The 25287-nt window shown below is 69.1% G+C and carries 32 protein-coding genes; 13 read left to right on the top strand and 19 right to left on the bottom strand.

Features of this window, described 5'->3' with window-relative positions; genetic code table 11:
* The first annotated feature begins 84 nt into the window (after window positions 1–84).
* Window positions 85–612 (top strand): low molecular weight protein-tyrosine-phosphatase, encoded by a 528-nt coding sequence (locus BIU99_RS15850; RefSeq protein WP_064296030.1) that lies wholly within the window; start codon window positions 85–87, stop codon window positions 610–612.
* Complete coding sequence (gene purB, locus BIU99_RS15845) at window positions 609–1991, top strand: adenylosuccinate lyase (RefSeq protein WP_071262133.1); 1383 nt, start codon at window positions 609–611, stop codon at window positions 1989–1991. Before BIU99_RS15850 ends, purB begins: the two co-directional genes overlap by 4 nt.
* Window positions 1992–2067: 76 nt before the next feature.
* On the opposite strand, the gene BIU99_RS15840 is transcribed toward purB, so the two are convergent.
* The 3 genes from BIU99_RS15840 to BIU99_RS15830 form a co-directional block, all read right to left on the bottom strand.
* Window positions 2068–2334 (bottom strand): hypothetical protein, encoded by a 267-nt coding sequence (locus BIU99_RS15840; protein ID WP_064296028.1) that lies wholly within the window; start codon window positions 2332–2334, stop codon window positions 2068–2070.
* Window positions 2331–2990 carry a hypothetical protein gene (locus tag BIU99_RS15835; protein WP_175116538.1) on the bottom strand — a complete coding sequence of 220 codons (660 nt, stop codon included), beginning with the start codon at window positions 2988–2990 and terminating at the stop codon, window positions 2331–2333. Before BIU99_RS15835 ends, BIU99_RS15840 begins: the two co-directional genes overlap by 4 nt.
* Window positions 2991–3060: 70 nt before the next feature.
* Window positions 3061–4116, bottom strand: a complete 1056-nt coding sequence (locus BIU99_RS15830) for a nitronate monooxygenase family protein (protein ID WP_071262132.1) — start codon at window positions 4114–4116, stop codon at window positions 3061–3063.
* A 124-nt stretch (window positions 4117–4240) separates the two neighbouring features.
* Here BIU99_RS15830 and BIU99_RS15825 point away from each other — a divergent pair, with 124 nt between their 5' ends.
* The 5 genes from BIU99_RS15825 to BIU99_RS15805 all read left to right on the top strand — a co-directional run bounded on the left by BIU99_RS15825 (window position 4241) and on the right by BIU99_RS15805 (window position 10121).
* Entirely contained in the window at window positions 4241–5020 is a 780-nt protein-coding gene (locus BIU99_RS15825; protein ID WP_175484421.1) for a carbon-nitrogen hydrolase family protein, read from the top strand.
* Between the two features lie 61 nt (window positions 5021–5081).
* Window positions 5082–6548, top strand: coding sequence for an APC family permease (locus BIU99_RS15820; protein ID WP_071262131.1), 1467 nt, complete (start codon window positions 5082–5084; stop codon window positions 6546–6548).
* 41 nt (window positions 6549–6589) lie between these two features.
* Window positions 6590–7330 (top strand): FadR/GntR family transcriptional regulator, encoded by a 741-nt coding sequence (locus tag BIU99_RS15815; protein ID WP_071262129.1) that lies wholly within the window; start codon window positions 6590–6592, stop codon window positions 7328–7330.
* Between the two features lie 90 nt (window positions 7331–7420).
* The gene (locus tag BIU99_RS15810; protein WP_071262128.1) at window positions 7421–8365 is read left to right on the top strand and encodes a hypothetical protein; all 945 of its coding nucleotides are present in this window, start codon (window positions 7421–7423) and stop codon (window positions 8363–8365) included.
* A 124-nt stretch (window positions 8366–8489) separates the two neighbouring features.
* Window positions 8490–10121: a hypothetical protein gene (locus tag BIU99_RS15805; protein ID WP_071262126.1), complete on the top strand. Its 1632-nt coding sequence runs from the start codon at window positions 8490–8492 to the stop codon at window positions 10119–10121.
* Between the two features lie 36 nt (window positions 10122–10157).
* Here the strand turns inward: BIU99_RS15805 and BIU99_RS15800 are convergent, their stop codons facing one another.
* The 3 genes from BIU99_RS15800 to BIU99_RS15790 form a co-directional block, all read right to left on the bottom strand.
* Window positions 10158–10484, bottom strand: a complete 327-nt coding sequence (locus BIU99_RS15800; RefSeq protein WP_071262124.1) for a transcriptional regulator — start codon at window positions 10482–10484, stop codon at window positions 10158–10160.
* Complete coding sequence (locus BIU99_RS15795) at window positions 10477–10920, bottom strand: hypothetical protein (RefSeq protein ID WP_071262123.1); 444 nt, start codon at window positions 10918–10920, stop codon at window positions 10477–10479. Before BIU99_RS15795 ends, BIU99_RS15800 begins: the two co-directional genes overlap by 8 nt.
* Before the next feature lie 109 nt (window positions 10921–11029).
* The gene (locus BIU99_RS15790; RefSeq protein ID WP_071262121.1) at window positions 11030–11344 is read right to left on the bottom strand and encodes a helix-turn-helix transcriptional regulator; all 315 of its coding nucleotides are present in this window, start codon (window positions 11342–11344) and stop codon (window positions 11030–11032) included.
* Window positions 11345–11429: 85 nt separating this feature from the next.
* On the opposite strand from BIU99_RS15790, the gene BIU99_RS15785 reads away from it, so the two are divergent.
* On the top strand, window positions 11430–12479 hold the full coding sequence (locus tag BIU99_RS15785) for an SDR family oxidoreductase (protein WP_071262120.1): 1050 nt from the start codon (window positions 11430–11432) through the stop codon (window positions 12477–12479).
* 13 nt (window positions 12480–12492) lie between these two features.
* Here BIU99_RS15785 and BIU99_RS20050 read toward each other — a convergent pair whose 3' ends face one another.
* The 3 genes from BIU99_RS20050 to BIU99_RS15775 all read right to left on the bottom strand — a co-directional run bounded on the left by BIU99_RS20050 (window position 12493) and on the right by BIU99_RS15775 (window position 13383).
* The gene (locus tag BIU99_RS20050; RefSeq protein ID WP_175484420.1) at window positions 12493–12663 is read right to left on the bottom strand and encodes a hypothetical protein; all 171 of its coding nucleotides are present in this window, start codon (window positions 12661–12663) and stop codon (window positions 12493–12495) included.
* Window positions 12660–12911: a hypothetical protein gene (locus tag BIU99_RS15780; RefSeq protein ID WP_071262118.1), complete on the bottom strand. Its 252-nt coding sequence runs from the start codon at window positions 12909–12911 to the stop codon at window positions 12660–12662. The genes BIU99_RS20050 and BIU99_RS15780 overlap by 4 nt, the downstream gene beginning before the upstream one ends.
* A 76-nt stretch (window positions 12912–12987) precedes the next feature.
* The gene (locus BIU99_RS15775; protein WP_175484419.1) at window positions 12988–13383 is read right to left on the bottom strand and encodes an SRPBCC family protein; all 396 of its coding nucleotides are present in this window, start codon (window positions 13381–13383) and stop codon (window positions 12988–12990) included.
* 123 nt (window positions 13384–13506) lie between these two features.
* On the opposite strand from BIU99_RS15775, the gene BIU99_RS15770 reads away from it, so the two are divergent.
* Together BIU99_RS15770 and BIU99_RS15765 are read left to right on the top strand one after the other, a co-directional pair.
* The gene (locus BIU99_RS15770; protein WP_083397414.1) at window positions 13507–14574 is read left to right on the top strand and encodes a S41 family peptidase; all 1068 of its coding nucleotides are present in this window, start codon (window positions 13507–13509) and stop codon (window positions 14572–14574) included.
* Between the two features lie 249 nt (window positions 14575–14823).
* On the top strand, window positions 14824–15660 hold the full coding sequence (locus BIU99_RS15765; protein WP_071262113.1) for an alpha/beta fold hydrolase: 837 nt from the start codon (window positions 14824–14826) through the stop codon (window positions 15658–15660).
* A gap of 101 nt (window positions 15661–15761) precedes the next feature.
* Here the strand turns inward: BIU99_RS15765 and BIU99_RS15760 are convergent, their stop codons facing one another.
* Window positions 15762–16640, bottom strand: coding sequence for a helix-turn-helix transcriptional regulator (locus BIU99_RS15760; protein ID WP_071262111.1), 879 nt, complete (start codon window positions 16638–16640; stop codon window positions 15762–15764).
* A gap of 126 nt (window positions 16641–16766) precedes the next feature.
* Between BIU99_RS15760 and BIU99_RS15755 the strand changes: the two genes are divergently transcribed.
* Window positions 16767–17747, top strand: a complete 981-nt coding sequence (locus BIU99_RS15755; protein WP_071262109.1) for an aldo/keto reductase — start codon at window positions 16767–16769, stop codon at window positions 17745–17747.
* 131 nt (window positions 17748–17878) lie between these two features.
* Here the strand turns inward: BIU99_RS15755 and BIU99_RS15750 are convergent, their stop codons facing one another.
* From BIU99_RS15750 to BIU99_RS15710, 9 genes are all read right to left on the bottom strand, one after another.
* Window positions 17879–18805: an arginase family protein gene (locus BIU99_RS15750; RefSeq protein ID WP_083397413.1), complete on the bottom strand. Its 927-nt coding sequence runs from the start codon at window positions 18803–18805 to the stop codon at window positions 17879–17881.
* 127 nt (window positions 18806–18932) lie between these two features.
* A complete protein-coding gene (locus BIU99_RS15745) occupies window positions 18933–19391 on the bottom strand; it encodes a hypothetical protein (protein ID WP_071262108.1) in 459 nt (152 codons plus the stop codon).
* Window positions 19392–19459: 68 nt separating this feature from the next.
* A complete protein-coding gene (locus tag BIU99_RS15740; protein WP_071262106.1) occupies window positions 19460–20047 on the bottom strand; it encodes an NUDIX domain-containing protein in 588 nt (195 codons plus the stop codon).
* Between the two features lie 41 nt (window positions 20048–20088).
* Entirely contained in the window at window positions 20089–20472 is a 384-nt protein-coding gene (locus tag BIU99_RS15735) for a cupin domain-containing protein (RefSeq protein ID WP_071262105.1), read from the bottom strand.
* Between the two features lie 72 nt (window positions 20473–20544).
* A complete protein-coding gene (locus BIU99_RS15730) occupies window positions 20545–20916 on the bottom strand; it encodes a GntR family transcriptional regulator (RefSeq protein WP_071262104.1) in 372 nt (123 codons plus the stop codon).
* Window positions 20913–21941 (bottom strand): hypothetical protein, encoded by a 1029-nt coding sequence (locus BIU99_RS15725; RefSeq protein WP_071262103.1) that lies wholly within the window; start codon window positions 21939–21941, stop codon window positions 20913–20915. The genes BIU99_RS15730 and BIU99_RS15725 overlap by 4 nt, the downstream gene beginning before the upstream one ends.
* A gap of 165 nt (window positions 21942–22106) precedes the next feature.
* Window positions 22107–22664, bottom strand: coding sequence for a dihydrofolate reductase family protein (locus tag BIU99_RS15720; protein ID WP_071262102.1), 558 nt, complete (start codon window positions 22662–22664; stop codon window positions 22107–22109).
* Window positions 22665–22749: 85 nt separating this feature from the next.
* Window positions 22750–23454 carry a MerR family transcriptional regulator gene (locus BIU99_RS15715; protein WP_082916092.1) on the bottom strand — a complete coding sequence of 235 codons (705 nt, stop codon included), beginning with the start codon at window positions 23452–23454 and terminating at the stop codon, window positions 22750–22752.
* Window positions 23451–24356, bottom strand: a complete 906-nt coding sequence (locus BIU99_RS15710; RefSeq protein ID WP_071262100.1) for a CPBP family intramembrane glutamic endopeptidase — start codon at window positions 24354–24356, stop codon at window positions 23451–23453. The genes BIU99_RS15715 and BIU99_RS15710 overlap by 4 nt, the downstream gene beginning before the upstream one ends.
* A gap of 125 nt (window positions 24357–24481) precedes the next feature.
* On the opposite strand from BIU99_RS15710, the gene BIU99_RS15705 reads away from it, so the two are divergent.
* A complete protein-coding gene (locus tag BIU99_RS15705) occupies window positions 24482–24685 on the top strand; it encodes a hypothetical protein (RefSeq protein WP_064295631.1) in 204 nt (67 codons plus the stop codon).
* A gap of 87 nt (window positions 24686–24772) precedes the next feature.
* Entirely contained in the window at window positions 24773–25246 is a 474-nt protein-coding gene (locus BIU99_RS15700; protein WP_071262099.1) for a GNAT family N-acetyltransferase, read from the top strand.
* Window positions 25247–25287: the final 41 nt, after the last annotated feature.

Here is a 25287-nt window from a genome sequence, read left to right as displayed (position 1 = left end):
AGGAAGCTGACCGGCGGAGAGCTGTGGAGCGGAGTCAGTCGAGAACGGTTCGACGGCTCGGGCGCGGTCGGCCAGAATAGACGCATGAACACCCTCGGGGAGGCCGACCCCGGCACGACCCCGTTCCGCGTGTGCTTCGTCTGCGCGGGCAACATCTGTCGATCCCCGATGGCCGAGAGCGTCTTCACCGACCTCGTCGCGGCCGCCGGGCTGGAGCGGGTCGTGGAGGTCTCCTCCGCCGGCACCGGCGACTGGCACGTCGGCGAGCACGCCGACCACCGCACGGTCACCGCGCTGCGAGCGCACGGCCACGACGCAACCGCCCACCGGGCCAAGCAGTTCGACCCCGACCGCTTCGACAGCTACGACCTCGTCGTCGCCCTGGACCGCAGTCACGAACGCATCCTGCGGGCCTGGGCGGGCAACGACACCGACCGCTCCAAGGTGCACCTGCTCTTGAGCTTCGACAGCACCTCCGGGACCCGCGACGTCCCCGACCCCTACTACTCGGACGCCCAGATGTTCGAGACCGTCCTCGGCATGATCGACCATGCCTGCAGATCCCTCTTCCACCAGCTCGAACCAGCACTGACCCAGGGAGCCACCCCATGACCGAATTCCCCGCCCAGCCGCTCAGCCCGCTCGACGGTCGCTACCGCCCCGCCGTGACGGCGCTCGGAGAGTACCTCTCGGAGGCCGGCCTGAACCGCGCCCGCGTGCAGGTCGAGGTCGAGTGGCTCGTCTACCTCACCGAGCACTCGATGTTCGGATCCTCCCCGCTCACCCCGGCGGAGATCGAGCAGCTCCGCGCGCTCTACCTCGACTTCGGACAGGCCGACATCGACTGGCTCGCCGAGAAGGAGGCCGTCACGCGTCACGATGTGAAGGCCGTCGAATACCTCGTGCGCCACCGCCTGTCCGAGCTCGGTCTCGACCGCATCGCCGAACTCACCCACATCGCCTGCACGAGCGAGGACATCAACAACCTCTCCTACGCGCTCACCGTGTCGCAGGCCGTCCGCGCCATCTGGCTGCCGAAGCTGCGCCTCGTCCTCGACTCCCTGCGCTCCAAGGCCGTCGACTTCCGGGCCGTCCCGATGCTCGCCCGCACGCACGGCCAGCCGGCGACGCCCACCACGATGGGCCGCGAGCTCGCCGTCACCGTCTACCGACTCGAGCGCATCGCCCTGCAGATCGAGGCGAACGAGTACCTCGGCAAGTTCTCCGGCGCGACCGGGACCTTCGCCGCCCACGTCGTCGCCGACCCCGATGCCGACTGGCCCGCCATCTCGCGCGAGTTCGTCGAGGGACTCGGCCTCGACTGGAACCCGCTGACGACGCAGATCGAGTCGCACGACTGGCAGGCCGAGCTCTACGGCAAGATCTCCCACGCCAACCGCGTGCTGCACAACCTCGCCACGGACATGTGGACGTACATCTCGATCGGCTACTTCCGCCAGATCCCGGTCGCGGGCGCCACCGGCTCGTCGACTATGCCGCACAAGGTCAACCCGATCCGCTTCGAGAACGCCGAAGCCAACCTGGAGCTGTCGAGCGCGATCCTCGACTCCCTCGCCGCCACCCTCGTCACCTCACGACTCCAGCGCGACCTCACCGACTCGAGCGCCCAGCGCAACATCGGTGTCGGGTTCGGCCACTCGCTGCTCGCCCTCGACAACATCCTCGGCGGACTCGGGCAGATCGACCTCGCGGAGGACGTGCTGGCCGCGGACCTCGACCACAACTGGGAGGTGCTCGCGGAGGCGATCCAGACGGTCATCCGCGCCGAGGTGACCGCGGGTCGTTCGAGCATCGAGGACCCCTATGCGGTCCTCAAGGAGCTGACGCGCGGCAAGCGTCTCGGTCAGGCGGAGCTCGTCGAGTTCGTCTCCAAGCTCGACATCGGCGACGCCGCGAAGCAGCGCCTGCTCGAGCTCACCCCGGCGACGTACCTCGGGCTCTCCGACGACCTGGTGGACTACCTGCCGTAGGCGGTCCGTGCTCGTTCGCCCAGGAATGGGCGAACGAGCACTGGGTCGCCCAAGAATGGGCGAATGAAGCCGGAGATCAGTGGCCGGAGGGGCGCGGCGGACGCTTGTCGTCGCCGTCCTGCTCGTCGAGGTCGAGCTTCTCCTGGAAGTCGGGCTTCACGGCGAGCGCCAGCATCGCGAGGACGACGAGCGAGGCGATGAACGCGATGCCCAGGCCGATGAGCGCGAGGACGATCTCACGGGTCGACATCAGGACGACGACGCCGGTGAAGACCCCCATGACGCCCGAAAGCACGAGGAGCTCGATCGGCCGCAGGACGTCGTCGCGGTTGGGCTTGCTCATGATGCGGCTCCCGCCGTGCCGGTGGTGTCGTCGGTGACTGCGCCGGCGACCGGGCGCTTGCCCGCCCACCGCAGCGACAGTCCGCCGATGACGAGGTAGACGCCGATGATCGCGGCGTATGCCCCGACGAGGCCGACGACGACGATGTCCGCACGGAGGACACCCTCGACACCTCCCGGGGCGGCGAATCGCTGCTCGAGTCCCGGCGGGACGAGGAGCGTCGCGATGGCGAGCAGCACCGTGAAGGCACCGACCGCGGTCCAGTCCTTCGCCGCGGCGAGGCGTCCGCGCCAGCGGATCCCGCTGTACAGCTCAAGGAATCCGGTGAGGGCCGCCCACAGGGTGACGACGTAGAGGAAGATGCTCAGCCCGCCGCCGCTCACGAGCAGCGAGAAGACGCCGGTCACGACGCCGATGACGCCTTGGCCGAGGAAGAACGCGCGCGTCACGGTGTCGGAGAAGTTCGGGAAGGCGAAGGCCCCGACGATCGCGCCGGACAGCAGCGTGAAGACCCCGAAGACCACAAGGCCGAACTGCGAGGAGTGGCCCTGCGTGAAGGTGACGACCCCCGCCGTGGCGAGCGCGATCACCGCACGCAGGATCGGGACCATCCAGTACCGATCGTGCTTGGCGCCGTCGAACGGGATGCTGGGCACGGTGAACGTCTCATCTCTTGCAGGAAGTCCACTCCAGCTTACGCGGTCCTGCGGGCGACGCGGACCGGGGTCAGGGTGCCCTGGGTGGGACCGACAGGCCCGCGGCGAGTTCCGCGAAGACGGCCTCGGCATCCGCCCGATCGCGGGTCAGCAAGGACGCCTGCCCTGCCCAGTAGCCCTGGAGCTCTGCGACGCCCTGCTCCGAGGCGACGGTGCGGAACCGCCCGGTCAGCCAGTTCTGGACCGGGAACGGGGCGACGACCCCCGACGCCTCGATCTCGCGCAGCACCCGGTTCGGGACACCACGGCCGAGCCTGCCGCTCATCGCGCGCGTGAGGACGGTACCGTCGGCGGGCGTCGAGACGATGGCCGCTCGATGCTCGGCCGTCGCCGCGGAGACGCTCGTGCGGAGGAAGGCGGTCCCGACCTGCACGCCGGCGGCGCCGAGTGCCCGCGCGGCGGCGACACCACGTCGGTCGGCGATACCGCCGGCGGCGATCACCGGGACGTCCAGGGCGTCGACGAGCTGCGGGATCAAGGCGACCAGGCCGACGAGGGAGTCCTCGGCTGCTCGCAGGAACGAGACGCGGTGGCCGCCGGCCTCCATGCCCGTGCCGACGACGACGTCGACGCCGCCCTCCTGCAGGGCGAGCCCCTCGGCCACCGTGGTCGCCGTCCCGACCACGACGATGCCCCGCTCGCGCGCCGCGTCGACCACCGACCGCGGTGGAACCCCGAAGACGAAGCTGACCACTGCGGGCCGCGCCTCCAGGACCGCCTCGATCTGCTCGTCGAACGGCGGCACGTACCGGGCCGGGCGATCGGGCAGCTCGAGTGACAACTCGTCGAACACGGGTCGGAGCGCCTCGACCGCGGCTGCGAAGGACGCCTCGGAGTCGTCGGGCGACAGCTCGTCTCCACGCGGCAGCCACAGATTCAGTGCGAACGGCGCCGCGGTCCGTTCGCGGAGCGCCGTGACCGTCCGCTCGATGCGCTCGGCGTCGTAGCCGTACAGGCCGAAGGAACCGAGGCCGCCCAGCTCACTCACCGTCGCGGTGAGTTCGACGGAGGACAAGCCTCCGAAGGGGCCGAGCACGATCGGGACATCGACAGGAAGGGCGCGCACGCCACCAGTATGTCCCTCGCCTCTTGCGGGTGAAACCGGATCGAAACATGATGGACATCAAACAGCTCACTTTGAGTTGTTTACTGAGTGCATCGACGCACGCCTGCAGAGGAGCTCCACCGCCATGACCCTGACCATCGCCGGACTGCAACACCATGGCGTCCCCGGAGACGTCGAGGCGAACCTCGCGCTCGTCGCCGACGCCGCCAGGCAGGCATCGGATCGCGGCGCGGACCTGCTCGTCACCCCCGAGATGTTCATCACCGGCTACAACCTCGGGGACCGTCTCGCCCCGCTCGCCACGCCGGAGCTGGTCGACCGGGTCGCCGCCATCGCCGCCGGGACGGGGATCGCGATCCTCGCCGGCTTGCCCGAGCCGCTCCCGGGCGGAGCCGTCGCGAACGCCATCGTCCTCATCGGTCCTGACGGGTCCGAGCTGCTCCGCTACCGCAAGACGCACCTGTTCGGCGAGCTCGACCGCGAGCTGTTCGTGGCCGGTGACACCCTCGCGCCGACCGTCGACCTTGGCGGCGTCCGCGTCGCCGTCCTCATCTGTTACGACGTCGAGTTCCCCGAGACCGTCCGCGCGGCGGCCCTCGACGGCGCCGACGTCGTGATCGTCCCCACCGCGCAGATGGAGCCGTACGCGCACATCGCCGAACGGCTCATCCCGGTGCGCGCCTGGGAGAACCAGGTCCACCTCGTCTACGTCAACCGCGTCGGCTCCGAAGGGGACCTCACCTACGTCGGCCGCAGCAGCATCGTCGGTCCGGACGGCGTGGTCCTCGACGCGCTCGACGGGGACGCCGTCGGCCTCATGATCGCCACGATCGATCCCGAGGCCACCAAGCGCGCCAGGCAGGAGAACCCCTACCTCGCCGACCGCCGCGCCGAGCTGTATTGAGGGACGCCGTCCCTCCTCCCCTCCCCCTCCGAGTCCCCCGACTCCCCCGGAAAGTGACCTCATGACCGTGAACCCCATCGCCGAGCCGCGCCAGCGCCTCGACGGCCAACTCGGTACCGGCTCCATCGTCTTCATGGTGATCGCCGCCGCAGCACCACTCACCGTGATCGGCGGCAACGTCCCCATCGCGATCGGGACCGGCAACGGCGCCGGAGCGCCGATCGGCTTCGCCCTCGCCGCCGTGATCCTCCTCGTCTTCTCCGTCGGCTTCGTCACCATGACGCCGTTCGTCCGCGAAGCCGGCGCGTTCTTCTCCTACGTGACGGCGGGACTCGGCTCGCGTCTCGGCCTCGGTTCCGCCTTCACCGCGCTCGTCGCCTACACGGCGATCCAAGTCGGCGTGTACGGCTACATGGGGTGGGCGCTCGACGACCTCGTCACGTACTTCGGCGGCCCGAGCCTGCCCTGGTGGCTGTACTCCTTCGCGACGATGGCGATCGTCGCGGTGCTCGGATACCGGCACATCGACCTGAGCGCGAAGGTGCTGGGCATCGCGCTGACGCTCGAGATCCTCGTGGTCGTCGTGCTCGACGTCGTCATCTTCGCGACGGGCGGCGCGGACGGCATCGCGGTCGAGACCTTCGATCCGGCCAACATCCTTACCGGTGGGATCGGCGTCGCCGTGCTCTTCGCCCTCACCGGCTTCATCGGGTTCGAGGCGACCGCGGTCTTCCGGGACGAGGCGCGCAACCCGGAACGCACCATCCCGCGAGCCACGTACCTGGCCGTCGTCATCATCGGCGTGTTCTACGCCATCTCCTGCTGGGCGCTCGTGACGGGCGTCGGCGCTGGGAACGCCGTCGCTGTCGCCCAGCAGACGCTCGCCGGCGAGGGCAACCTCCTGCTCGACACGACGACGACCTACCTCGGCCCGATCATGCGTGATGTCGTCCAGGTGCTGCTCATCACGAGCCTGTTCGCGTGCGTGCTGTCCTTCCACAACGTCATCGCGCGTTACCAGTTCACGCTGGCGCAGAAGTCGGTGCTGCCCGCCCGCCTCGGCAGGCGTCACCCCGCACACCACTCCCCGTCGACCTCCTCCATCGTGCAGACGGTGACGGCGGCCATCGTCCTCGCCGCGCTCGCCCTCGCCGGCCTCGACCCGCTCGTCGGGGTCTTCGGATCCATGGCCGGGGTGGCGACCGTCGGGATGGTCCTGCTCATGCTGACGACCTCGATCGCCGTCCTCGTGTTCTTCGCGCGCCGACCCGAGCTCGTCGCCGGCCGCACCTGGGGTGCGCGGGTGTTCCCGATGCTCGCGGTGGTGGGACTCGCTTTCGCGCTGTGGCTGGTGCTGTCGAACTTCACGCTCGTCACCGGCGGAAGCGTCACCGTGAGTGTCGTGCTCGCCCTCATCCCCGTGGTCGCCATGCTGATCGGTATCGTGGCGGGGAAGCGGTTCCCGCTGGACGCCGAGCCGGACGGCGCGGTGAGCGAGGCGACCGCCGACCAGCCGACGGCCGGCTGAGCCAGGGTCGCGGAGTCGATCAGCGACGAGACGGGGGTGCCATGGATCTGGGTTCGCCCTCGCTCGGAGCCATTCGACGCACGACGGCCGTCGACACCGTCCGCGCGCGCATCTCGCTGGCGCTGGAGCTCGGGATGCTGGTGCCCGGCCAACGGCTCCCGGCACCAGAGGAAGCGGCCCGTGCGTTCGGGGTCAGCGAGATGTCGGTGCGGCGTGCCTATCGGGCGCTGAGCGACGAGGGCGTCGTCGTGCGGCGGCAGGGCAACACGGGTGGCACGTTCATCTCGGATGCACCCGCGGTGGGCACCGTTCCCGAGATCGCCGCCTACCGCGAGGACGCCGTCCACGTGCACGCGCTCATCGACCAGCGCGCGACGCTCGAAGCCGGGCTGGCGGCGCGGGCTGCCTCTGCACCGGTGGCGTCCTCCCTGCGTCGACTCGACGACCTCGTGGCGACCATGCGGACCGAGCCGGACTGGAGCCGGTTCCGCGAGGCGGATGCGGCGTTCCACGCCGAGCTGGCGATGTCGGCGGGCGTGCCGGGCGCGGCCGACCTCCATGACCGCGTGTCCCGTGAGCTGTACTCCTACTTCATCCCCTATCGGATCGAGTACCTGCGCGCGTCGAACGAGGAGCACGCTCAGCTCGTCGAGGCGCTCCGCGTCGGCGATGCGGCAGCCGCGAGCCGCCTGGCCTTCGACCACGTCGCAGAGCTCCACCGCTCGATGTACGTCGGCCTCGCGGGCCACGGATCCACCGAGAGTGCGCAATCCGCTCCCTAAACCGATCTCAGACAACTGAACGCGCACTCTCGGTGAGCACTCTGTGGAGAGCGACAGCGAGCGTCGGCGCGCGATCGGGAGGATGGGTCGATGTCCCGCCATCGCCCACTCCCGCCACGGCTCCGCGGCACGGCGTTCGCGGTCGGCGACCGCGCGCTGCACGGTGAGACGAACGGGAGACTGCGCGGCAGTGATCTCGAGGCACCGTTCTGGGGCGTGCGCTCGGTCGACGTCGACCTGGAGAGTGTCTTCGGGCGCTGCGCGGCGTTCGCCCCTCGGCTCCGACCAGGGTGGGTCTTCAGCCATCTCACTGCGGCGGCGCTCCTCGGCGCCCCGCTCCCGAACTCCTGCACGCACGCCACGGACCTCCACATCGGCGCGCTCCACGGAGTGCAACCTGCGCGTGGCCGAGGCGTCGTCGGTCACCGGCTTGCCGAGGCGACCCGCACGACACAGGTCCGAGGCTTCACCCTCACCGCCCCGGCCGACACGTTCGCGCTCCTGGCGACGATGCTCGAGCTGCCCGACCTCGTCGCTGTCGGCGACTTCCTCGTATCGGGGTCGCGATCTCGAGGCGGCTCGCGTGTCGACATACACACGACGATCGACGAGCTCACTGCTGCTGTAACCGCCTACGGCTCCCGTCGGTCGGCTCGGCTTCTCCGCGCTGCCCTGCCACTCGTCCGTATCGGCGTCGACTCCCGTCCCGAGACACACTTACGACTCGCGCTCATCGACGCGGGCATCCCCGAGCCGAGCGTCAATCCACCCGTGCAGGTGGACGGAGGCACTGCGGTACTCCATCCGGATCTCGCCGAACCGCGCCTCCGCATCGCGTATGAATACGAAGGCGACCTGCACCGAACCGACCAGCAGCGATTTCGAACCGACATCGTTCGCAGGGAGCGGTTCGAGGCGGCCGGGTGGCGGGTCGTCCGCGTCACTGCGCACGACCTCTTCGTCGACCGCGCATCATTCATCGCTCGGGTCCAGCGGCTTCGGGGGCTCGTCGAAAGTGCTCATTCCGCTCGCTGAGGCCGCCTGAGAGCGCAGAACGAGCACCCTCGGCGAGGCGTCAAGGCCGGGCCCGGAAATCCGACATGCGCCGTACTAAGGCATAGTGGGGACGGGTTCACCCCCGCCGCGAAGGAGTGAGAGCATGATCGACAAGGCCTCGATACAGGACTTCCCGCCGATGACGGCATCGCTGCTGGCGGACAATTCCGGCGTGTTCCGCGTCGGCACCGCCGAGCAGTACCTGACCGCCACCGACGCGGGAACGGCCCGCCGCCAGCTCGTCGAACTGATGCAGGCGGAGGCCCGGAAGGCGGGTCGACCGATCCGTGTGACGGTGACCGACCCGACGAGCGTCACCGTGCTCCTCATCGGTGTCGACGGCGAACTGCAGGAGGAACCGCAGTCAGCAGCGCCCGCGCGCACCGCGCAGCGGGCCACGCCACCGCCCGCAGCCGCGCAACGAGTGCCGCTCATCCAGGCGCCACCGCCCACGCCCTCCCAGCCGACACCCGCACGCCCGACCCCTGTTCAACCGCAGACACCGCCCCGCGCCGCACCCGCCCAGCCGTCGACACCTGCGCCGGTTTCGGCGCAGCCCGCGCCGCCGGTCTCCGGCAACCCGCAGTCGACCACGACGCCGCAGCCCGTCCCGCCACAGCGCCCGACCGTGCAGCAACCCGCGTTCGACCCACCGCCGTTCCAGCCGATCTCGAACCAGCCGAACGCGCAGCAGGCGCCCGTACCCGCGCAGCGCGCGGTCCCGGCACAGCAGTCGGTGCAGGCGCCGCCGTCCGCGCCCGCGCAGCAGCAGCCCCCGGTTCCGCAGCAGCAGGCTCCCGGCCAGCCGGCCGCCCCGGCTCGCCGCGATCTGCGCGATGCACCCTCGTTCCTCGCGCCGCCCACGATCGGCCCGGCGCAGCACGGGCTCGCCGGCCTGCTCAACAAGCTCGGCTTCTCGGTGCCGCCGTCGGCGACCGAGCGGGCCGAGCGTGACGACGTCCACGCCGTGTCACGCCACTTCCCGAGGCGTCGCACCATCTCCGTCGCGAATCAGAAGGGCGGCGCCAACAAGACGCCGACCGTCGTCAACCTGTCTTCCGTCTTCGCCCGGTACGGCGGTGGCGGTGTCGCAGCCTGGGACAACAACGAGACCATGGGCACGCTCGGCTGGCGGACCGAGCAGGGCGGCCACGATTCGACCGTCCTCGACCTGCTCGCCGCGGCGGGCGACCTCCTCTCCCCCGGCGCCGAGCGAGCCGACCTGTCGCGGTTCGTCCACCACCAGCCCGGCGACAAGTACGAGGTCCTGCGATCCGCGGCCGAGGGCGAGCACGTGGTGACCGCCGACGAGGTCGACCTCGTCCATCGCGTCCTCGCGAAGTACTACCGCCTGATCGTCATGGACTCCGGTAACTCGGCCGGAGCACCCAACTGGCGGCGCATGGTGGAGCTGACCGATCAGCTCGTCATCCCGACCACGACCGTCGAGGACAAGAAGGAGGGCGCGCGACTCACCCTCACCGCCGTCAGCCGGGTGAGCGAGCGCGGTGCCGAACTCGCTCGCAACGCCGTCGTCATCGTCTCCGAGGCCGAGGCCAAGGACACCTCGATCGCAAACGCCTACGCCGAGGACTTCCGCCCCTACGTGCGCGACGTCGTCGTCGTGCCCTTCGATCCCGCGTTGAAGAACGGCGTCATCCGACACGACGCCCTCAGGTCGAGCACGCAGCGGGCGTGGCTCGCAGCGGCTGCCGCGGTGTCGCGCGGACTCTGACCGGCACGGGCGCTGGTCGTCGACCGTCCAGGTCAATCACCCTCGGGCGTGCTGCACGATCGCGGTCAGGGCGTCGAGGTAGGCCTCGAAGGCAGCTCGCCCTTGCGCCGTGAGGGCGATGCGGCGGCCACGGCGGTCCGTGTCACTCTTCCCGATCTCGATCACCCCGGAGTCTGCGAGCGCCGAGAGGTGCTTCGAGAGGGCCGACTTGCTGACACCGGTGATGCGCAGGAGCGAGGCGAAGTCGGCGTACTCGGCGGGAGCGAGCGCGGACAGTAGCGCGAGGCGTGCGGGCTCGTGGAAGAGCGGGTTCAGCGCGGGACGGGTGACGGCGGCCTCGGTCGCCGCATCGTCATCACGCATCGCCGGTCCGCGGCCGCCCGCCGACGGATGGACCGCCGGACGCGAGGCGAATGAGCGCCGGCAAGCAGGCTGCGAAGACCAACACGGCTGCGGCGAGCGCCGAGACGGTGTTCGGGGCCACGAGGTCTGCGGACCGCGCGGCCCACTGGACGAGGACGTACACGGCCGCGACGGCGACACCACTCATCGTGAGGAGCAGGGTGCCGACGCGATCCGACCAGTCGAGGCGCAGCTTGAGCGGTCGACTGACGGACAACGCCACGAATCCCATGGCGACCAGGCCGAGGAGCCACAGCATGTCGAGGTCGACGACCACCCCGAGAGCGATGATGAGCACCGCGGTGATGACCGCCGTGCCGAGGGCTCCCTGCCGGGCAGCGCTGCGGGAGGCGTCTCGTGCGGCGTTCAAACGATCCTGCGCGTCGTCGTGGTTCATGATGGACCTCCAGTCGTTGCGTCTGAAGAAACTATCAGATCGTTGCCTGAAGCGAAACTATTTGGTCGACGTCCCTCAGTTCCTCCGGCGTCCAGCTCGCCGCGCAGGTCTAGACGGCGAGCGACACCTGCCGACCGAGCGCTTCGATCGCAGCCTCGTCGCGCTGGTAGTGCGACCACTGGCCGATCCGGGTGCACGTCACGAGGCCGGCGCGCTGGAGCGTGGCCATGAACTGCGAGGCGGTCGACTGCGACACCTCGGCCCTCGCCTGGATGTGCTTGAGGCACACGCCTACCTCGGCCGCCGGCTGATCCTGCGGCGGGAACGACTCCGGATCCTTCAACCACCCCAGGATCGCGAGGCGAGTCGGATGGCCGAGCGCCTTGAAGATCGCCACCAGGTCCAACTCGTCAGCGTTCGTCATACGTCGACCATATCGCAATATCGCGATTCCACGATGTTGTGCAACACTGTGGATCGGTAAATCGCGATCTAACGATGGAGATGTCATGACGCAGCACACAGCACTGGTGGTCGGCGCCCGCGGGGTGATCGGCGGGAACCTGATCACCCACCTCGAGGGGCTCGGCTGGGACGTGGTCGGGTTGTCCCGCCGCGGCGGCACCGACCGGGGATCCGTCAGGCACCTCGCGGTGGACCTGCTCGACCGCGACGCGACCATCCACCGGTTGCGCGGACTGTCGGAGGTGACGCACCTGTTCTACGCCGCGTACCAGGATCGCCCCAACTGGGCCGAGCTCGTCGCGCCGAACCTCGCGATGCTCACCAACGTCGTCGACGCCGTCGAACCCGTCGCGCCGGGCCTCGAACACATCAGTCTGATGCAGGGCTACAAGGTCTACGGCGCACATCTGGGGCCCTTCGCGACACCCGCGAAGGAGTCCGACCCGCCGCACATGCCGCCGGAGTTCAACGTCGATCAGCAGCAGTTCCTCGAGCGCCGCCGGGTCGGGGCCAGCTGGTCATGGTCGGCGTTGCGGCCGTCGGTCGTCGCCGGGATCGGCCTGGGCAACCCGATGAACCTGGCGATGGTCATCGCCGTCTACGCGTCCATGAGCAAGGAGCTCGGCATCCCGCTGCGGTTCCCCGGCAAGCCCGGCGCGTACACGAGCCTCATCGAGATGACGGACGCCGACCTCCTCGCGAAGGCCACGGTGTGGGCGGCGACCACGGAGCACGCCCGCAACGAGGCGTTCAACATCACGAACGGCGACCTGTTCCGGTGGTCGTCGATGTGGCCGAAGATCGCCGCCTTCTTCGACCTCGACGTCGCGCCGCCACTCGAGATGAGCCTCTCCGAGGTGATGGCCGACAAGGAAGCCCTGTGGAACGCGATGGTCGAGCGGCACGGCCTCGCGCCCACCAGCTACGCCGAGGTGTCGTCGTGGGCGTTCGGTGACTTCGTCTTCGCGTGGGACTACGACGTCATCGCCGACACGTCGAAGTCGCGCCGGGCCGGGTTCCACGAGTACGTCGAGACCGAGGCGATGTTCCTCCGCATCTTCCAGGACCTGCGGGAGCAGCGGCTGATCCCCTAGCGGCAGGCCTCGGCTACTGCTCGAAGGCGGTGAGCGCGACGCTCGCCGCCTCCGCGACCAACGCGTCGTCGTAATCGAAGTCCGGATCGAGGTCGGGGAGCTCGGCGATGTCGAGAGGAGGAGACGCCCCCTCAAGCCCGAACACCGGCCCACCGGTGAGCTGGACGGCGACGCCCTGCTTCATCGACGAATGCCGGCGGTAGCGCCGTGTTCCCGCTCGAACGCCTGCTGCGTCCGACGCGAAGCCACTACCCGCCGGATGCCGAAGCACGCCCAGACGGTCCAGATCACCGCCATCGCCCAGCTGAGCGGGGCGCCTGCGGCTGCGAACCAGACGGAGCCGACCACGAAGAGCAGACCGACCGTGATCATCACCCAGCCGACGGTGCGCTCACGTTCGAAGGCGAGCCGTTGCTGCACGAGCGAGTCCATGGGAGGACGCTATCGCGAGATCCGGAGCGACGGCGCACCAACCGACGAGACCGCGGCCAGGTCAAACGGGTGCCGATCACTCATGCCCGGTGAGCCGACGATCGAGGCGCTCGAGGTCCGCCGCAACCATCGCGACGTCACGCGCGAACGCGTCGTCGTCCAGCTCGATCTGTCGGACCGTGAAGACCACCTCGGCACCCTCCGGATGGGCCAACACGCGGACCGGGTTGGTCACGACGGTCCCCGACGGCAGGGTGACGTCGTGGTCGAGGACGCCGAAGCGGTTGCGCTCGACGAACCGGACCTCCACCCGACCCATCGGCGACTCGACGAACAGCGAGTCACCCTCACGGACCACCTCGGCCTGCGCGAGACCGGCCGCCCACCGCGGGAGGTTGTCGACGTCCGACGCGTACTCGTAGACGGCTTCCGGCGAAGCGCCGATGACCCGGCTCACGTGGTGACTTCTCATGACCGCATCCTGCCACCTCGGTGCGGAATCCATCGGCCACGTCCCGTCCGCTGATGATGCTCCGCGGGTGGGATCGTCCTGCGGGCTGACGACTCGACCGTTGACGATCCGTAGCCTGGAGTCATGCCCGGCAACACCCGCAGTCGCTCGTCATCTCCATCACCGTCCCCCATGGACCGGCGACGTCGTCGGCGTCGCCGTGGCCTCATCGCGACCGTCGTCACGGCATCATTCCTCGCCCTGGTGGTCGGCGCCGTCGTCGCCGCGCCGCTCCTGCGGTCGTACGGGATCTACCTCGTCCCGCCGTCGCCCCAGACGTACGCCGAGGTCGCACTGGATGCGATGCGGCAGGGGATCGACGCGACACCGGACCGCTACACGCAGGTGCGGGAGCGGGCTCTGGCCTCCGTCGCGGACGCGTCCGACTACGCCGACACCTACGGGCCGCTCACCAAGGCGGCGGCCGAGCTGGGCGGCCCCCACACCACCTTCGACGATCCTGCGAGCGCGGCCGAACTGTTCGGCCCGTCGTCGGGATCGAAGGCGGAGAACGAACTGCCCACCGTCACGAGCGCTGACGGCGTGACGACCATCCGCCTCCCGACGCTCATCGGTGGCGGCTCCGGAACGGACTCCTTCGGCCAGCGGTACATCGATACGGCCGTCGAGGCGATCACCGCCGCCGCACCCGACACGTCGGCGTGGGTGGTCGACCTGCGGGACAACCACGGCGGCAACGTGTGGCCCATGCTGGCCGCCGTGGCACCGCTGCTCGATGACGGGACCGTCGAGACCTTCGAGTCCGTCGACGGGTCCACGGTGGTATCCGTGGACGGCGGGACCGTCTCCTCCGACGGCACACGACAGGGTGCGGCGACGACACCGCAGCCGAAGGTGCACGGGCCGATCGCCGTGGTCATCAACGGGATGACCGGTAGCTCCGCGGAGGCGGTCGCGATCGCCTTCATCGGGCAGTCGAACGTGCACGTGTTCGGACAGCCGAGCTACGGCTTCAGTACGGCGAATCAGCCGGTCCGCCTCTACGACGGCGCGGTCGTCAATCTGACCGTGGCCGTCGACGCAGACCGTACCGGCAAGCGCTACGGCGTTCCGATCGTGCCCGACACCGCCGTCGAGGACGCCACGCAGCTCCCCGCGGCGATCAGCACGTGGCTCGCCGATCGCGGGTGAACGACCCGTCCACCGAGAGTGCCCGTTCTGCTCGTCCGAGCACCACCAGCGAGCAGAACGAGCACTCTCGGCAGCCCGGACCTGGACGTCTGCGGCAACCGGTTTGGACAGGTGTCGGGACTTTCGACAGACCAGCGAAACCGCCGTCGCGTCGCGTTACCGTGGTCGCGCTCCCACATTCCGTGGAAGCGGAATTCGCGAGAGTCGTTCCGAGCACGGCTTGGCTCGACATGAGCTTGGAGGTCAGTCATGCCATTCGTGACAACGGACGACGGCACGGAAATCTACTACAAGGATCTGGGCGACCCGGCGGCGCAGCCCATCATGTTCCACCACGGTTGGCCGCTATCGTCGGACGACTGGGACGCGCAGGTGCTCTTCTTCCTGTCGAAGGGGTACCGCGTCGTGGCCAGCGATCGACGTGGACACGGGCGGTCCTCGGAGATCGGCTCAGGCCACGACATGGACCACTACGCCAGCGACGTGTCGGCGGTCGTCGAACACCTCGACCTGCGCAAAGTCGTCCACATCGGGCACTCGACGGGTGGCGGTCAGGTCGCGCGGTACGTCGCCAAGTACGGCGAGCCGCAGGGCCGTGTGGCCAAGGCAGTCCTGGTCTCGTCCGTGCCTCCGCTGATGGTGCAGACCGACGCCAACCCCGAAGGGACACCCATCTCGGTCTTCGACGGCTTCCGGAGCGCGCTCGCTGCGAACCGGGCGGAGTTCTTCCAGGCCGTGGCTTCGGGTCCGTTCTACGGATTCAACCGCGATGGTGTCACCGTGTCGCAGCCCGTGATCGACAACTGGTGGCGTCAGGGCATGACCGGCAGCGCCGTGGCGCACTACGAGGGCATCAAGGCGTTCTCCGAGACCGACCAGACCGAGGACCTCAAGGCGATCTCCGTGCCGGTCCTCTGCATGCAGGGCGACGACGACCAGGTCGTGCCGTACAAGGACGCGGTCATCAAGCAGGCCGAGCTCCTCAGCAACGCGACCCTCAAGGTCTACGAGGGCTTCCCGCACGGCATGCTGACCACCCACGCCGACATCATCAACCCCGACCTCCTCGCCTTCATCGAGCAGTAAGGGAACCACCGTCGGAGACGTGCGGCGCACCCAGGTCATCTCGGGTGCGCCGTTCGTGTGATGGCCGAGTCCGGCCGTCGCAACGCCCGGCGATCGACCGATCAGCGGCTGGGCCGTCGCTCGAACGCGACACGCCCCGACTCCGCCCAGTTGGCGAGGAGTTGCATGCGGTCGGCGGAAGCGGATCCGGGCTCGGCGGAGAAGACGAGCATCTGCAGGCCACGATCTGAGGCCAGGTCCATGCTCTGGTAGTTGAGAGCGAGATCGCCGACGATCGGATGGTGGACGTTCTTGGACCCACCGCGGTGCTCCCGGACGTCGTGGGCACCCCAGAGCTTGCGGAACAGGTCGCTTCGCGTGGACAGCTCGCCGACGAGGTCGCTGAGTTCCCGGTCGTAGGGTGAACGGCCGGCTTCGGCGCGGAGGATCGCGACGATCTGATGAGCGTTGCCCTCCCAGTCTTGGTAGAAGGTCTGGGAGCGCTGGTCGAGGAACACGAACCGCGCCGCGTTCACCGGTGGGCTCACGTCGTCGAACATCTCAGAGAACAGCGCCCGACCGAGCGTGTTGGTGGCGATGGCGTCGAGCCGCCCGTTCTGCACGAAGACGGGAACCGTGGACATCGCATCGATGGTCTGTTGCATACCGGCCGTCAATGTCGTCATACGGGTCTGCCGCCGCTGCGGACGGATTCCGGCGTTCGCAGTGCGGATGAGCCCGGCGAGGTGCGAGTGCTCCGCCTCGGTGAGCTGCAGGGCGCGGCTGACCCCGTCGACGACGGCTTCCGAGACCCCGGTGGCGTTTCCTCGCTCGAGCCGCTTGTAGTACTCGGCGCTCATTCCTGCGAGCAGGGCGACCTCCTCCCGGCGAAGCCCGGGCACTCGGCGCCGACCGCCGTAGTCGGGCAGCCCGGCCTGCGACGGCGTCAGCTTCGCCCGGCGCGAGGTCAAGAACTCGCTCAGGTCGTCGTGGATGTCCATGCATCGACGGTACGCCGATTCACCGCCGTGAGAGGGGCCCTCCTGGTGCACCTGTAGACCGGGCCACGCTCACCCGAGCGCCGAGCGGTTGACTCGGAGCATCACCCCCTCGACAGAAGGAGCAGCATGCAGCACGCACGTCTCGGAACCCTCGAGGTCTCCCGCATCGGCCTCGGCGCCATGACGATGGCCGGCACCTACACCACCGGCGGCGGGCTCGACGACGACGAATCCGTCCGCACCATCCACCGCGCCCTCGAACTCGGCGTGACGCACATCGACACCGCTGAGGTCTACGGGCCGTTCCACAGCGAGGAGGTCGTCGGACGAGCCATCGCGGGGCGTCGCGATCAGGTCCAGCTCGCCACGAAGTTCGGGCTCGTGTCCCATTCCGGCAAGCAGGGTCGTGTCGCCGACAGCTCGGCAGCGAACGTGCGAGCGGCCGTCGAAGGGTCGCTTCAAAGACTCGGCACCGACCACATCGACCTCTACTACCAGCACCGCGTCGACCAGCACACGCCCATCGAGGAGACGGCGGGCGCCGTCGCCGAGCTGATCGCCGAAGGCAAGGTGCTGCACTTCGGGCTCAGCGAGGCTTCTGCTGAAACGATCCGCCGTGCGCACGCCGTTCAGCCGGTGTCGGCGCTGCAGACCGAGTACTCCCTGTGGACTCGAGAGGTCGAGACCGACATCCTGCCTCTCCTCCGCGAGCTCGGGATCGGGTTCGTGCCGTACTCCCCGCTCGGCCACGGCCTCCTCACCGGGCAGCTGCGTTCGTCCGACGACATCCCCGAGGGCGACTGGCGCAAGACGAACCCGCGGTTCACCCCCGAGAACTTCGGTCGCAACCTGGCGATCGTGGATGAGGTCCGGGCCATCGGCGCTGAGATCGGTGCCACGCCGGCACAGACCGCGCTGGCCTGGATCCTGACCCGCGGCGACGACATCGCGCCCATCCCCGGAACACGACGGGTCTCACGGGTCGAGGAGAACACGGCCGCCGATGCCGTGCAGCTCAGCCCCGAGCAGGTCGAGCGGTTGAGCACGCTCAGCCCTGCGGCCGGTGCTCGCCACGATGACGCCAACATGGCCTCGATCGACCGCTGAGCACACCGGTGCGGCCGAGTCCGGGTCGGGCCGTGCTGTGCCGTCTTCGGTCGACCTCGCCGATCACGACGAGAGCCGTCCCCACATCGAGCACTATCGGCGCGAGGGCGAGGTCGACTGCCTCGTTCCGGTCAGGTCGCCGCGCTGAGCGGTCGGACGTGCTCGATCGCCGAACCGAGCTCGCTGAACCCGTCGGCGAGGACCTCGGCCAGCAGCCGGGCGTAGCGACCGTCGGGGTCGAGGTCTGGATCGAAGACGGTCACTGATGCTCCGACCGTGCCAGGAGCGAGTTTGGCCAACAGCGCACGCAACTGCGGCGCGTCCAAGCCTCCGGGATCGGGGCTGTCCACCGCGGGCATGATGCTCGCGTCGAGGATGTCGACGTCGAGCTGCAGCCAGTACCCGCGGCCCACCACCTCGTGCACCGTGGCACGCACGTCGCCGGGCGGCTGTTCGATGAGCTGCCGCGCCGGGATGACGAGTCCGAGCGTCTCGCGCGCCTCTGCTGCTTCCGCGTCGTCATCGCGATGCCCGATGTGCACGACGCGTCGCGGTTCGAAGTACGGGCCGAGACCGTCGATGTCCGCGATCGCCGGCCAGTGCAGGCCGACGGCGGCGGCCAGGTCCTCCCCTGCGACGCTCGCACACGCGTCGCTGTTGCCGGGATGTCTGAAGTCCGTGTGGCCGTCGACGTGCACCAGCCCCGTCCGCCCTCGACGCGACAACGCCAGACCGATCCCGATCAGGACACTGCAGTCGCCTCCGATGACGAGCGGTGCATCGCCGGCGTCGAGGACCTCCGTCAGCCGCGTGGCGAGGCGTCGCGCATGATCGACCATCCCCGCTTCGTTGCGGACGTGGCCGCTCGGGCGGGTGTCGTCGTCGTCGAGGTACCGCCCGGCCAGGACAACGCCCGCATCACGGGCTCCGGCCGCTTCGAGCCGACGGAACAGTCCGGCCTCCCGCAGAGCCGACGGAGCTTTGTCCGCGCCGGGCACGCTCCCCCGCTCCGGTGGGCGGAGCCCGAGGTTCGTCGGAGCGGAGATGAGAGCGATCATCCCGTCAGCCTGACCGAGCGCACCGACAGTCGGCGGTGCAGGATCCCGGCCTGATCATCCGCCGACGAGCTGTTCCGCCAGGGTGACCCCGGCGGAGCAGAACGCTGCGGCAGTTGCGTCGTGCGCATCAGCCCACCAATGGGTACCAGTGTCGGTCGCGCAGCTGATGCTCGTCATCGTCGAGCCGCACCCACGTGCCGTCAATCATCGGAGTCGCGTCCGAAGCCCACACGCCGAAGTGGGCGACTGGCGCCGGCCAGTCGTATCCGTCGGCCGGTGCCTCAACCACGTTGCGCACGGCGCCGATGAACTGCATGCTCGTGTGCTCACCAGTGACGCGTTGCGACAGTTCACGAACGGCCGCCCTGCCGTCGACATCATCGGATGCAGCCTCGAGCATCGGCAGATCGAGCCGCCCTGTGCCCTGCCGCGGCACGCAGAACACCCGGGAGGAGTCGCGGAGGAGCAAACGTACGACCGACATGGGCCGGGGTGGCGTCGTCCGGCGGACCACCTCGGCTCTGCCTCCCGGAGGAAGCCACGGCGCGTCGTGCGTCACATGGACGAGCGTCTCGTCTTCGTTCACGCCGCGAGCGTACCCGAATCGAGGGAGCGTGACCGGTGGCGCCTGCTGAAGCTCTCAGTCAGACGCGCTCAGCGAGATCGCTCCTCGCTGGCCGCTCCGAGCGGCGGGAGGATGCCCTGGGCCGCCGCCATGGCTCGGGCGACGATGAGCGGCGGGTCGACGATCGTTCCGGAGGCGATCAGCGCGTCGAGCTCGGGCACCGGGATCCGCACGGGCCGCACCTGCTCCGCGGGATCCGACAGGTCCACCAGGCCGGAACGGATGCCTCGAGTCGAGATGAACAGGTGTGTCGGCCAGGACGCCCGCCCCGGGTTCATGAAGAAGGTGTGCAGCGGTCGGAGGTCGTCCGGAACGATGCCGAGCTCCTCTTCGAGCTCGCGTCGGGCGGCCTCGAGCGGGGCTTCGTCCGTTCGACCGGCACCACCCGGCAGGTCGTGGATCCAGCGGTCGAGCGGGTATCGGTACTGCCGGGCGAGGAGCACGTCGTCGCCGTCGATGATCAGCGAGGCGACGGAGAAGGGAACGCTCTCGTCGACGAGATACCTGGATCGCAACCCGTCCGGCAATCGGACCTCGTGATCGACCAAGGTGACCCGGCCTCGGTGGACCGTCGTCCTTCCGAGGGTGGTCCAATGCGATTCATCCGCAATAGGCATCCGCCCACCCTACGGTCGAGCGGCGGCCGGCGGTCAGGTCGTCAGCGGAAGTCGCCCAGCTGGCGCTCGACGGGCACCGTGCCCTCGACGATCACGTCGCCGGTGTGCGCAGTCGTGACGGTCTCGATCAGGACGATCTCGACCTCCTCGTCGGCGATGGGATTGTGCTGCACGCCTCGCGGCACGACGAAGAACTGGCCCGGCGTGAGCACGACCTCCTCATCGTCGGGGAGCTGGATACGCAGCGTGCCCGAGACGACGAGGAACATCTCGTCCTCGTTCGCGTGGTCGTGCCAGACCAACTGGCCGAGGAGTTTCGCGACCTTCACGTATTGATCGTTGACCCTCCCGACCACTCGAGGCGTCCAATGGGCCTCGACCTGTCGGAGTTCGGCGGCGATATCGATTCCGGAGAGAGCGGTCATGTGTCCATCCTCTCCCGGCTGTCGTGCGTCGTGGCGCGGTATAGCCCCTCGGTCTCGGTACGCGCCGCTCGCTCAGCCGTCCAGCCGGTCCGCCTTCGACGGCTCCTCCGCGCTGCGGTTCGCGATCGCACGGACGATCGCAAGGACGTCCTCGACGGCCAGCCCGGCCGCATCGCTGGCCTCGACGAGCGCACGAGCCCGTTCGATGACCGCTTGCGGCGCCCGCGAGGCTCCGGGGGCCACGCGGGTGCCGGCCGCGGTCCGGGTCACGACGAGACCCTCCTGTTCGAGCGCCCGATAGGCCTTCGCCGCCGTGGCTTGGGCGACCGCGAAGTCCCGAGCGGTCTGCCGTACGGTCGGGAGGCGTTCGCCGTCTCCCAGCAGCCCCGACCGGATAGCGCCGCGGAAGAGTTCGGTGATCTCGTCGGCCGACAGGTGGTTCATCGAGCCGACCCGGCAAACTCGACGTCCACGTCGGAGCGCGTTCGTGTGGCGAGCGCCGCGCGTACGGTGTCGACCGCGATTCGGAGCGCCAGAGCGACACCGGCTCCTTGGAGGGCGTAGCCGGCGAGGTTCATCGGTCGAGCGATCGCGCTGTATCCGCCGTCGATGAACATGCGCGTGTTCGAGACGTTCTCCGACACCCAGTACTCGTCGATTCCGACGAGCGACGTCCCCGCCGACCCCACGTGCATCCAGACGGCTCCGAGTGTGGCGGTGAGGCCGGCGAGCGTGAGGAGCGTGAACACCCGGGCGGTCGACTCGCGGTCCGGTCGGACACTCGGCACGGTGGGCCGGGCGAGGATCGGCCGGTTGGCGTCGGTGCGGAGCACGAGGACGAGCGTCAGTGCAGCCAGCAGGATGACGATGACCGTGGCGAGGTGGTTCGGCCACCCCGACCCGGACACGTAACCGAACCCGTTGTTGAAAATCGCGTAGATCGGCAGGGGCGAATAGTCGGGGACATGTCCGAAGAACTGGCCGTTCTCGGGCGCCGTCGTCGCACTGGCGATCTGCCAGGTGGCGGTCAGGAGGGCCAGCGACGCCGCGATGCCCGCGATCCACAGCGACACGCGCGATGCGAAGGTGTTCCACGCCCGCAGCGGCGTGATCGCTCGCTCACCCGGCGCGGGCACGGGCCCACGACGCAGAGCGAGCGCAGCGATCACGATCACGAGGGTCGCGACGACGAGCGGTGCCGGTCGCCGCCACCAACCGTCGTATCCGGACGCGTCGTACACGCCGACGTTCAGAGCGCTCGCGAGGGTCGCGGTGACCACGATCGTGACGGCACCCGCAGTCCCTGCCCAGCGGAGCACGGTGTGACGGAAGCCTCGCTCGGGCAACGAGACGATGCGACGCGGGCGCACCCAGGACAGCGCGAAGATCGCCAGCCCGAAGGTCAGTGCGTTCTCGAGGGGCAGGATCTGCTTGACCTCGAACAGCAGCGTGAGGAGTGTCGTGAGCATCGGTACCTCTCAGAGCGTCGGACGGGGCGCAGCGCGCCTTGTGCTGACAAGGTAGCACAAACTTGTACTAGGAATGCAGCTCAAGTTCGGATCGGGGCTCGAAAGTGCGCGTTCTGCTCACTGCGAGGGGCGGATGGAGCAGAACGGGCTCTCTGGGCCGCGGTGTCACGCCGGCCGATACCGCATGGCGACCGCGCCCGAGCGGAACTCCCGGCGGTCCACGAGTTCGAGCTCGATGCGCTCGCGCAGCCCGGCGAGCAGGGTCGGGCCGCGTCCGGCAAGCACCGGCTGCACGAGGAACTCGTACTCGTCGATGAGTCCTAGGTCCGCCAGCGCGAGCGGCAGCGTCACCCCACCCACCCACAGGCCCTCGCCCGGATCCTGCTTCAGCCGCCGAACCTCCTCCTCGAGGTCGCCACGGACCAGCTCCGCCTTCCAGCCGGGATCACTCAACGTGCTCGAGACCACGTGCTTCTCCGCCCGGTCGATGGCCTCCGCGAAGGGGACCTGCCACGGCTCGACCCAGTCCGGCCAGGTGCCGGAGGCCGGTCTCCGCCAGGCCGACTCCATCATCTCGTAGGTCACCCTGCCGAACAGGAGGGCGTCCGCCCGCGCCAGCTGCGCGGTCCAGTACTGCATCGACTCCTCGTCGGGCGGGAGTCCCGCCTCGTGATGGCAGCACCCGTCGAGCGTCACGTTGATCGAGTATCGGAGTGGTCTCATCGCACTGCGCTCCCTCACGGATCGACAGCCTCCCGACGCTGGGAACCCGTCTTGCCAGCGAACCACGTCGCTGATCGGATGTCGATCACAGGTGTCTCGTCGCCCGCCGAACCACCGCCAGCTGCTTCGAGGTGAGCTGCCTGCTCACGTGGTCGTCGAGGGAGTCGGCGGCCCCGCGGCTGAGCCGGGGTGTGTCGGAGGTGCGCTGGAAGCGGCCGAACACCGCCGCCAGACCGTCCGCCACGGCGTCGACCACCTCCTCGGGGGCGTCGTCAGCGAGACCGAAGAGGGCCGCGGTGAGGTCGGTGAGCTGCACGAGTGTGGGCGCGTCGATCTTGTCGAGCTCGGCCAGCGTCTTCCGGTCGAGGAACAGCTCGACCAGGACGGAGGCGTCCCGCTCGGTTTGGACGGATCGCGGCGAGAGGTCCTGCCGTCGGCCGAGGGCGTCGAGGTAGCGCTGCGCGTACGCAGGGGTGTCCACGTGCGTCCCGTGTTCGCGCAGCGCGGCGATCATGTCCCGCCGCGCCTGGAGCTCCTCGATCTGCTGCGCGTACTGCTCGTCCAGCCGTGTGAGTTCGTCCTCGACGTCGGCCGTCGGATCGATGCGGGCGAGCGGCACGCCGAGATCCGCGAGTCGTCTCACGCGCAGCACTCGGACGAGGTCGGAGGCTGCGTAGTCCCGGTAGCCGTTCGCGGAGCGCTCAGGTTCGGGTAGCAGACCGATCTGGTGGTAGTGACGGAGCGTGCGCACCGAGACGCCGGCCAAACGGGCGAGGTCACTGCTCCTCACACTGCCACCTCCTCTCGCCGCCGCGCGGGTGCCGTCAGCCACGGCGCCAGCTTCCACAGTACGCAGGTCACCGTCGCCACGAGCAGCATCGGCACCAGCACGATCGGGCCGGTCGGCGTCGACACCGTCGCCAACTCCCCGGCGAGGACGACCGGCACGAGCAGCAGTGTGTTGTTCGCCGCGTGGATGAGGATCGGGACCTCGAGACCACCGGTGCGTTCGGCGAGGACCGCGAAGCCGATCCCCATCACGACGTAGTACGCGACACCCCACGGATCGGTCGCCCCGTGGATCAGCCCGAACTGCAGCGCGGTCACGGCGGTGGCGACCGCCAACGACACGACCGGGCGAGCGAATCGCGCCCCGATCGCCCGGAAGATCAGGCCCCGGAACAGGTACTCCTCGCCGGCCGACTGCAGCGGGATGGTCACGAGCGCGACCACGCAGAGCACGAGATTGACCGTCGTCCACTTCGGAAGTCCGGTGCCGAGGAACGGCTGCATGATCACCGCGTAGGCGACCCACACCGGCAGCACGACGACTGAGGCTCGCGCGAGAAGCATCCACCGGAAGCGGCCTGTCACCGAGGTCAACGCTCCGGGCGAGGCGCCGTACACGAGTTTGTGGAGCACCATGCTGACGGGGATGAGCAGCGCGACGAGGACGTTGCCCGCCGCCCAGAAGCCGACCGTGAAGGACGGGTTCGCCGGGTCGAACGGGGTGATGCCGATCAGTCGGTCCGCTGCTTGGCCGACCGGGATCGCGGCGACACCGAGCACCACCACGAGCGTGAGAATGCCACTCACGGCGGCCACGAGTGTGCGCCAGAGCTGTGGGCGATGCCGCAAGCCCTGCACGTAGCCGGAGAGGTGAGACGGAGTGTTCGACGATGAGTCGGTCATGGGAGTTCCTTCGCTGAGGGGACGGACACCCCTAGCGAAAACCATGACGTCACGTCGGAGTCAAGCGCCGTCCACATCAGAGCCGGGAGCCTTACCCGTTACGAGCACCCGGATACAGTGACGGTATGAAGAGCACCGGAGCCGCACCGTGGGTCCGACTCGGCTTCCTCGCCATCCTCGCGCTGATCTTGGGTTTCAACCCATCGATGCCACTGCCGCTGAAACTCGTCGCGCTGTCGCTGGTGGTCCTCAATCTCGTGTTGACGCTCCTCAAGTGGCGCGCCGCCCGGCAGCGTCGATCGCTGCCCGAGGACGGCGATCCCTCGTAGGCTGCAGGCCCTCCACCGATTCCACGGGAACCACCGCACCTGCGCACGGTGCGATCATCGTCGCGAGCCCCTGCCAGACTGGCGTCGATGATCATCCGCACCGAACGAACCACCCTCGAATCGATCTCACCGGCGCTCGCGCGACGCATCGTCGAACGCGACGAGCGTGACGGTGACGCCTGGCACCCGGAGTACCCCTTCGCCGATGAGCTCGGCCCGCTCCGCGGTCTCGCGGAATCGACCGTCAGCGACCCGATCTTCACGATGTACCTCATCCGTGATGCCGACGGTTCGGCCGTCGGTGGACTCGGCTTCTTCGGGCCGCCCGACATCGACGGTCGCGTCGAGTTCGGCTACGGTCTCGTTCCCGCCGCTCGCGGGGTCGGACTCGCGACGGAAGCGGTCGTCGGCGCGCTGTCGTGCGCCGCAGCGCACGGCGCCGAACGGGCGGCCGCTGAGACCGACGTCACGAACGTCGCATCCCAGCGGGTCCTCCTGAAGGCGGGGCTCGCAGAGACCGGACGCACGACCACGACGGTGTCGTTCGCGCGCGAGCTCTGACAGGAGATGCAGACCATGTTCGAGGCCTGATGGCTCCGCTC

Source organism: Plantibacter sp. MMLR14_011 (assembly GCF_001865025.1).
GTDB classification, from domain to species: domain Bacteria; phylum Actinomycetota; class Actinomycetes; order Actinomycetales; family Microbacteriaceae; genus Plantibacter; species Plantibacter flavus_A.
This window is presented reverse-complemented; position numbering and strand designations above follow the sequence as displayed.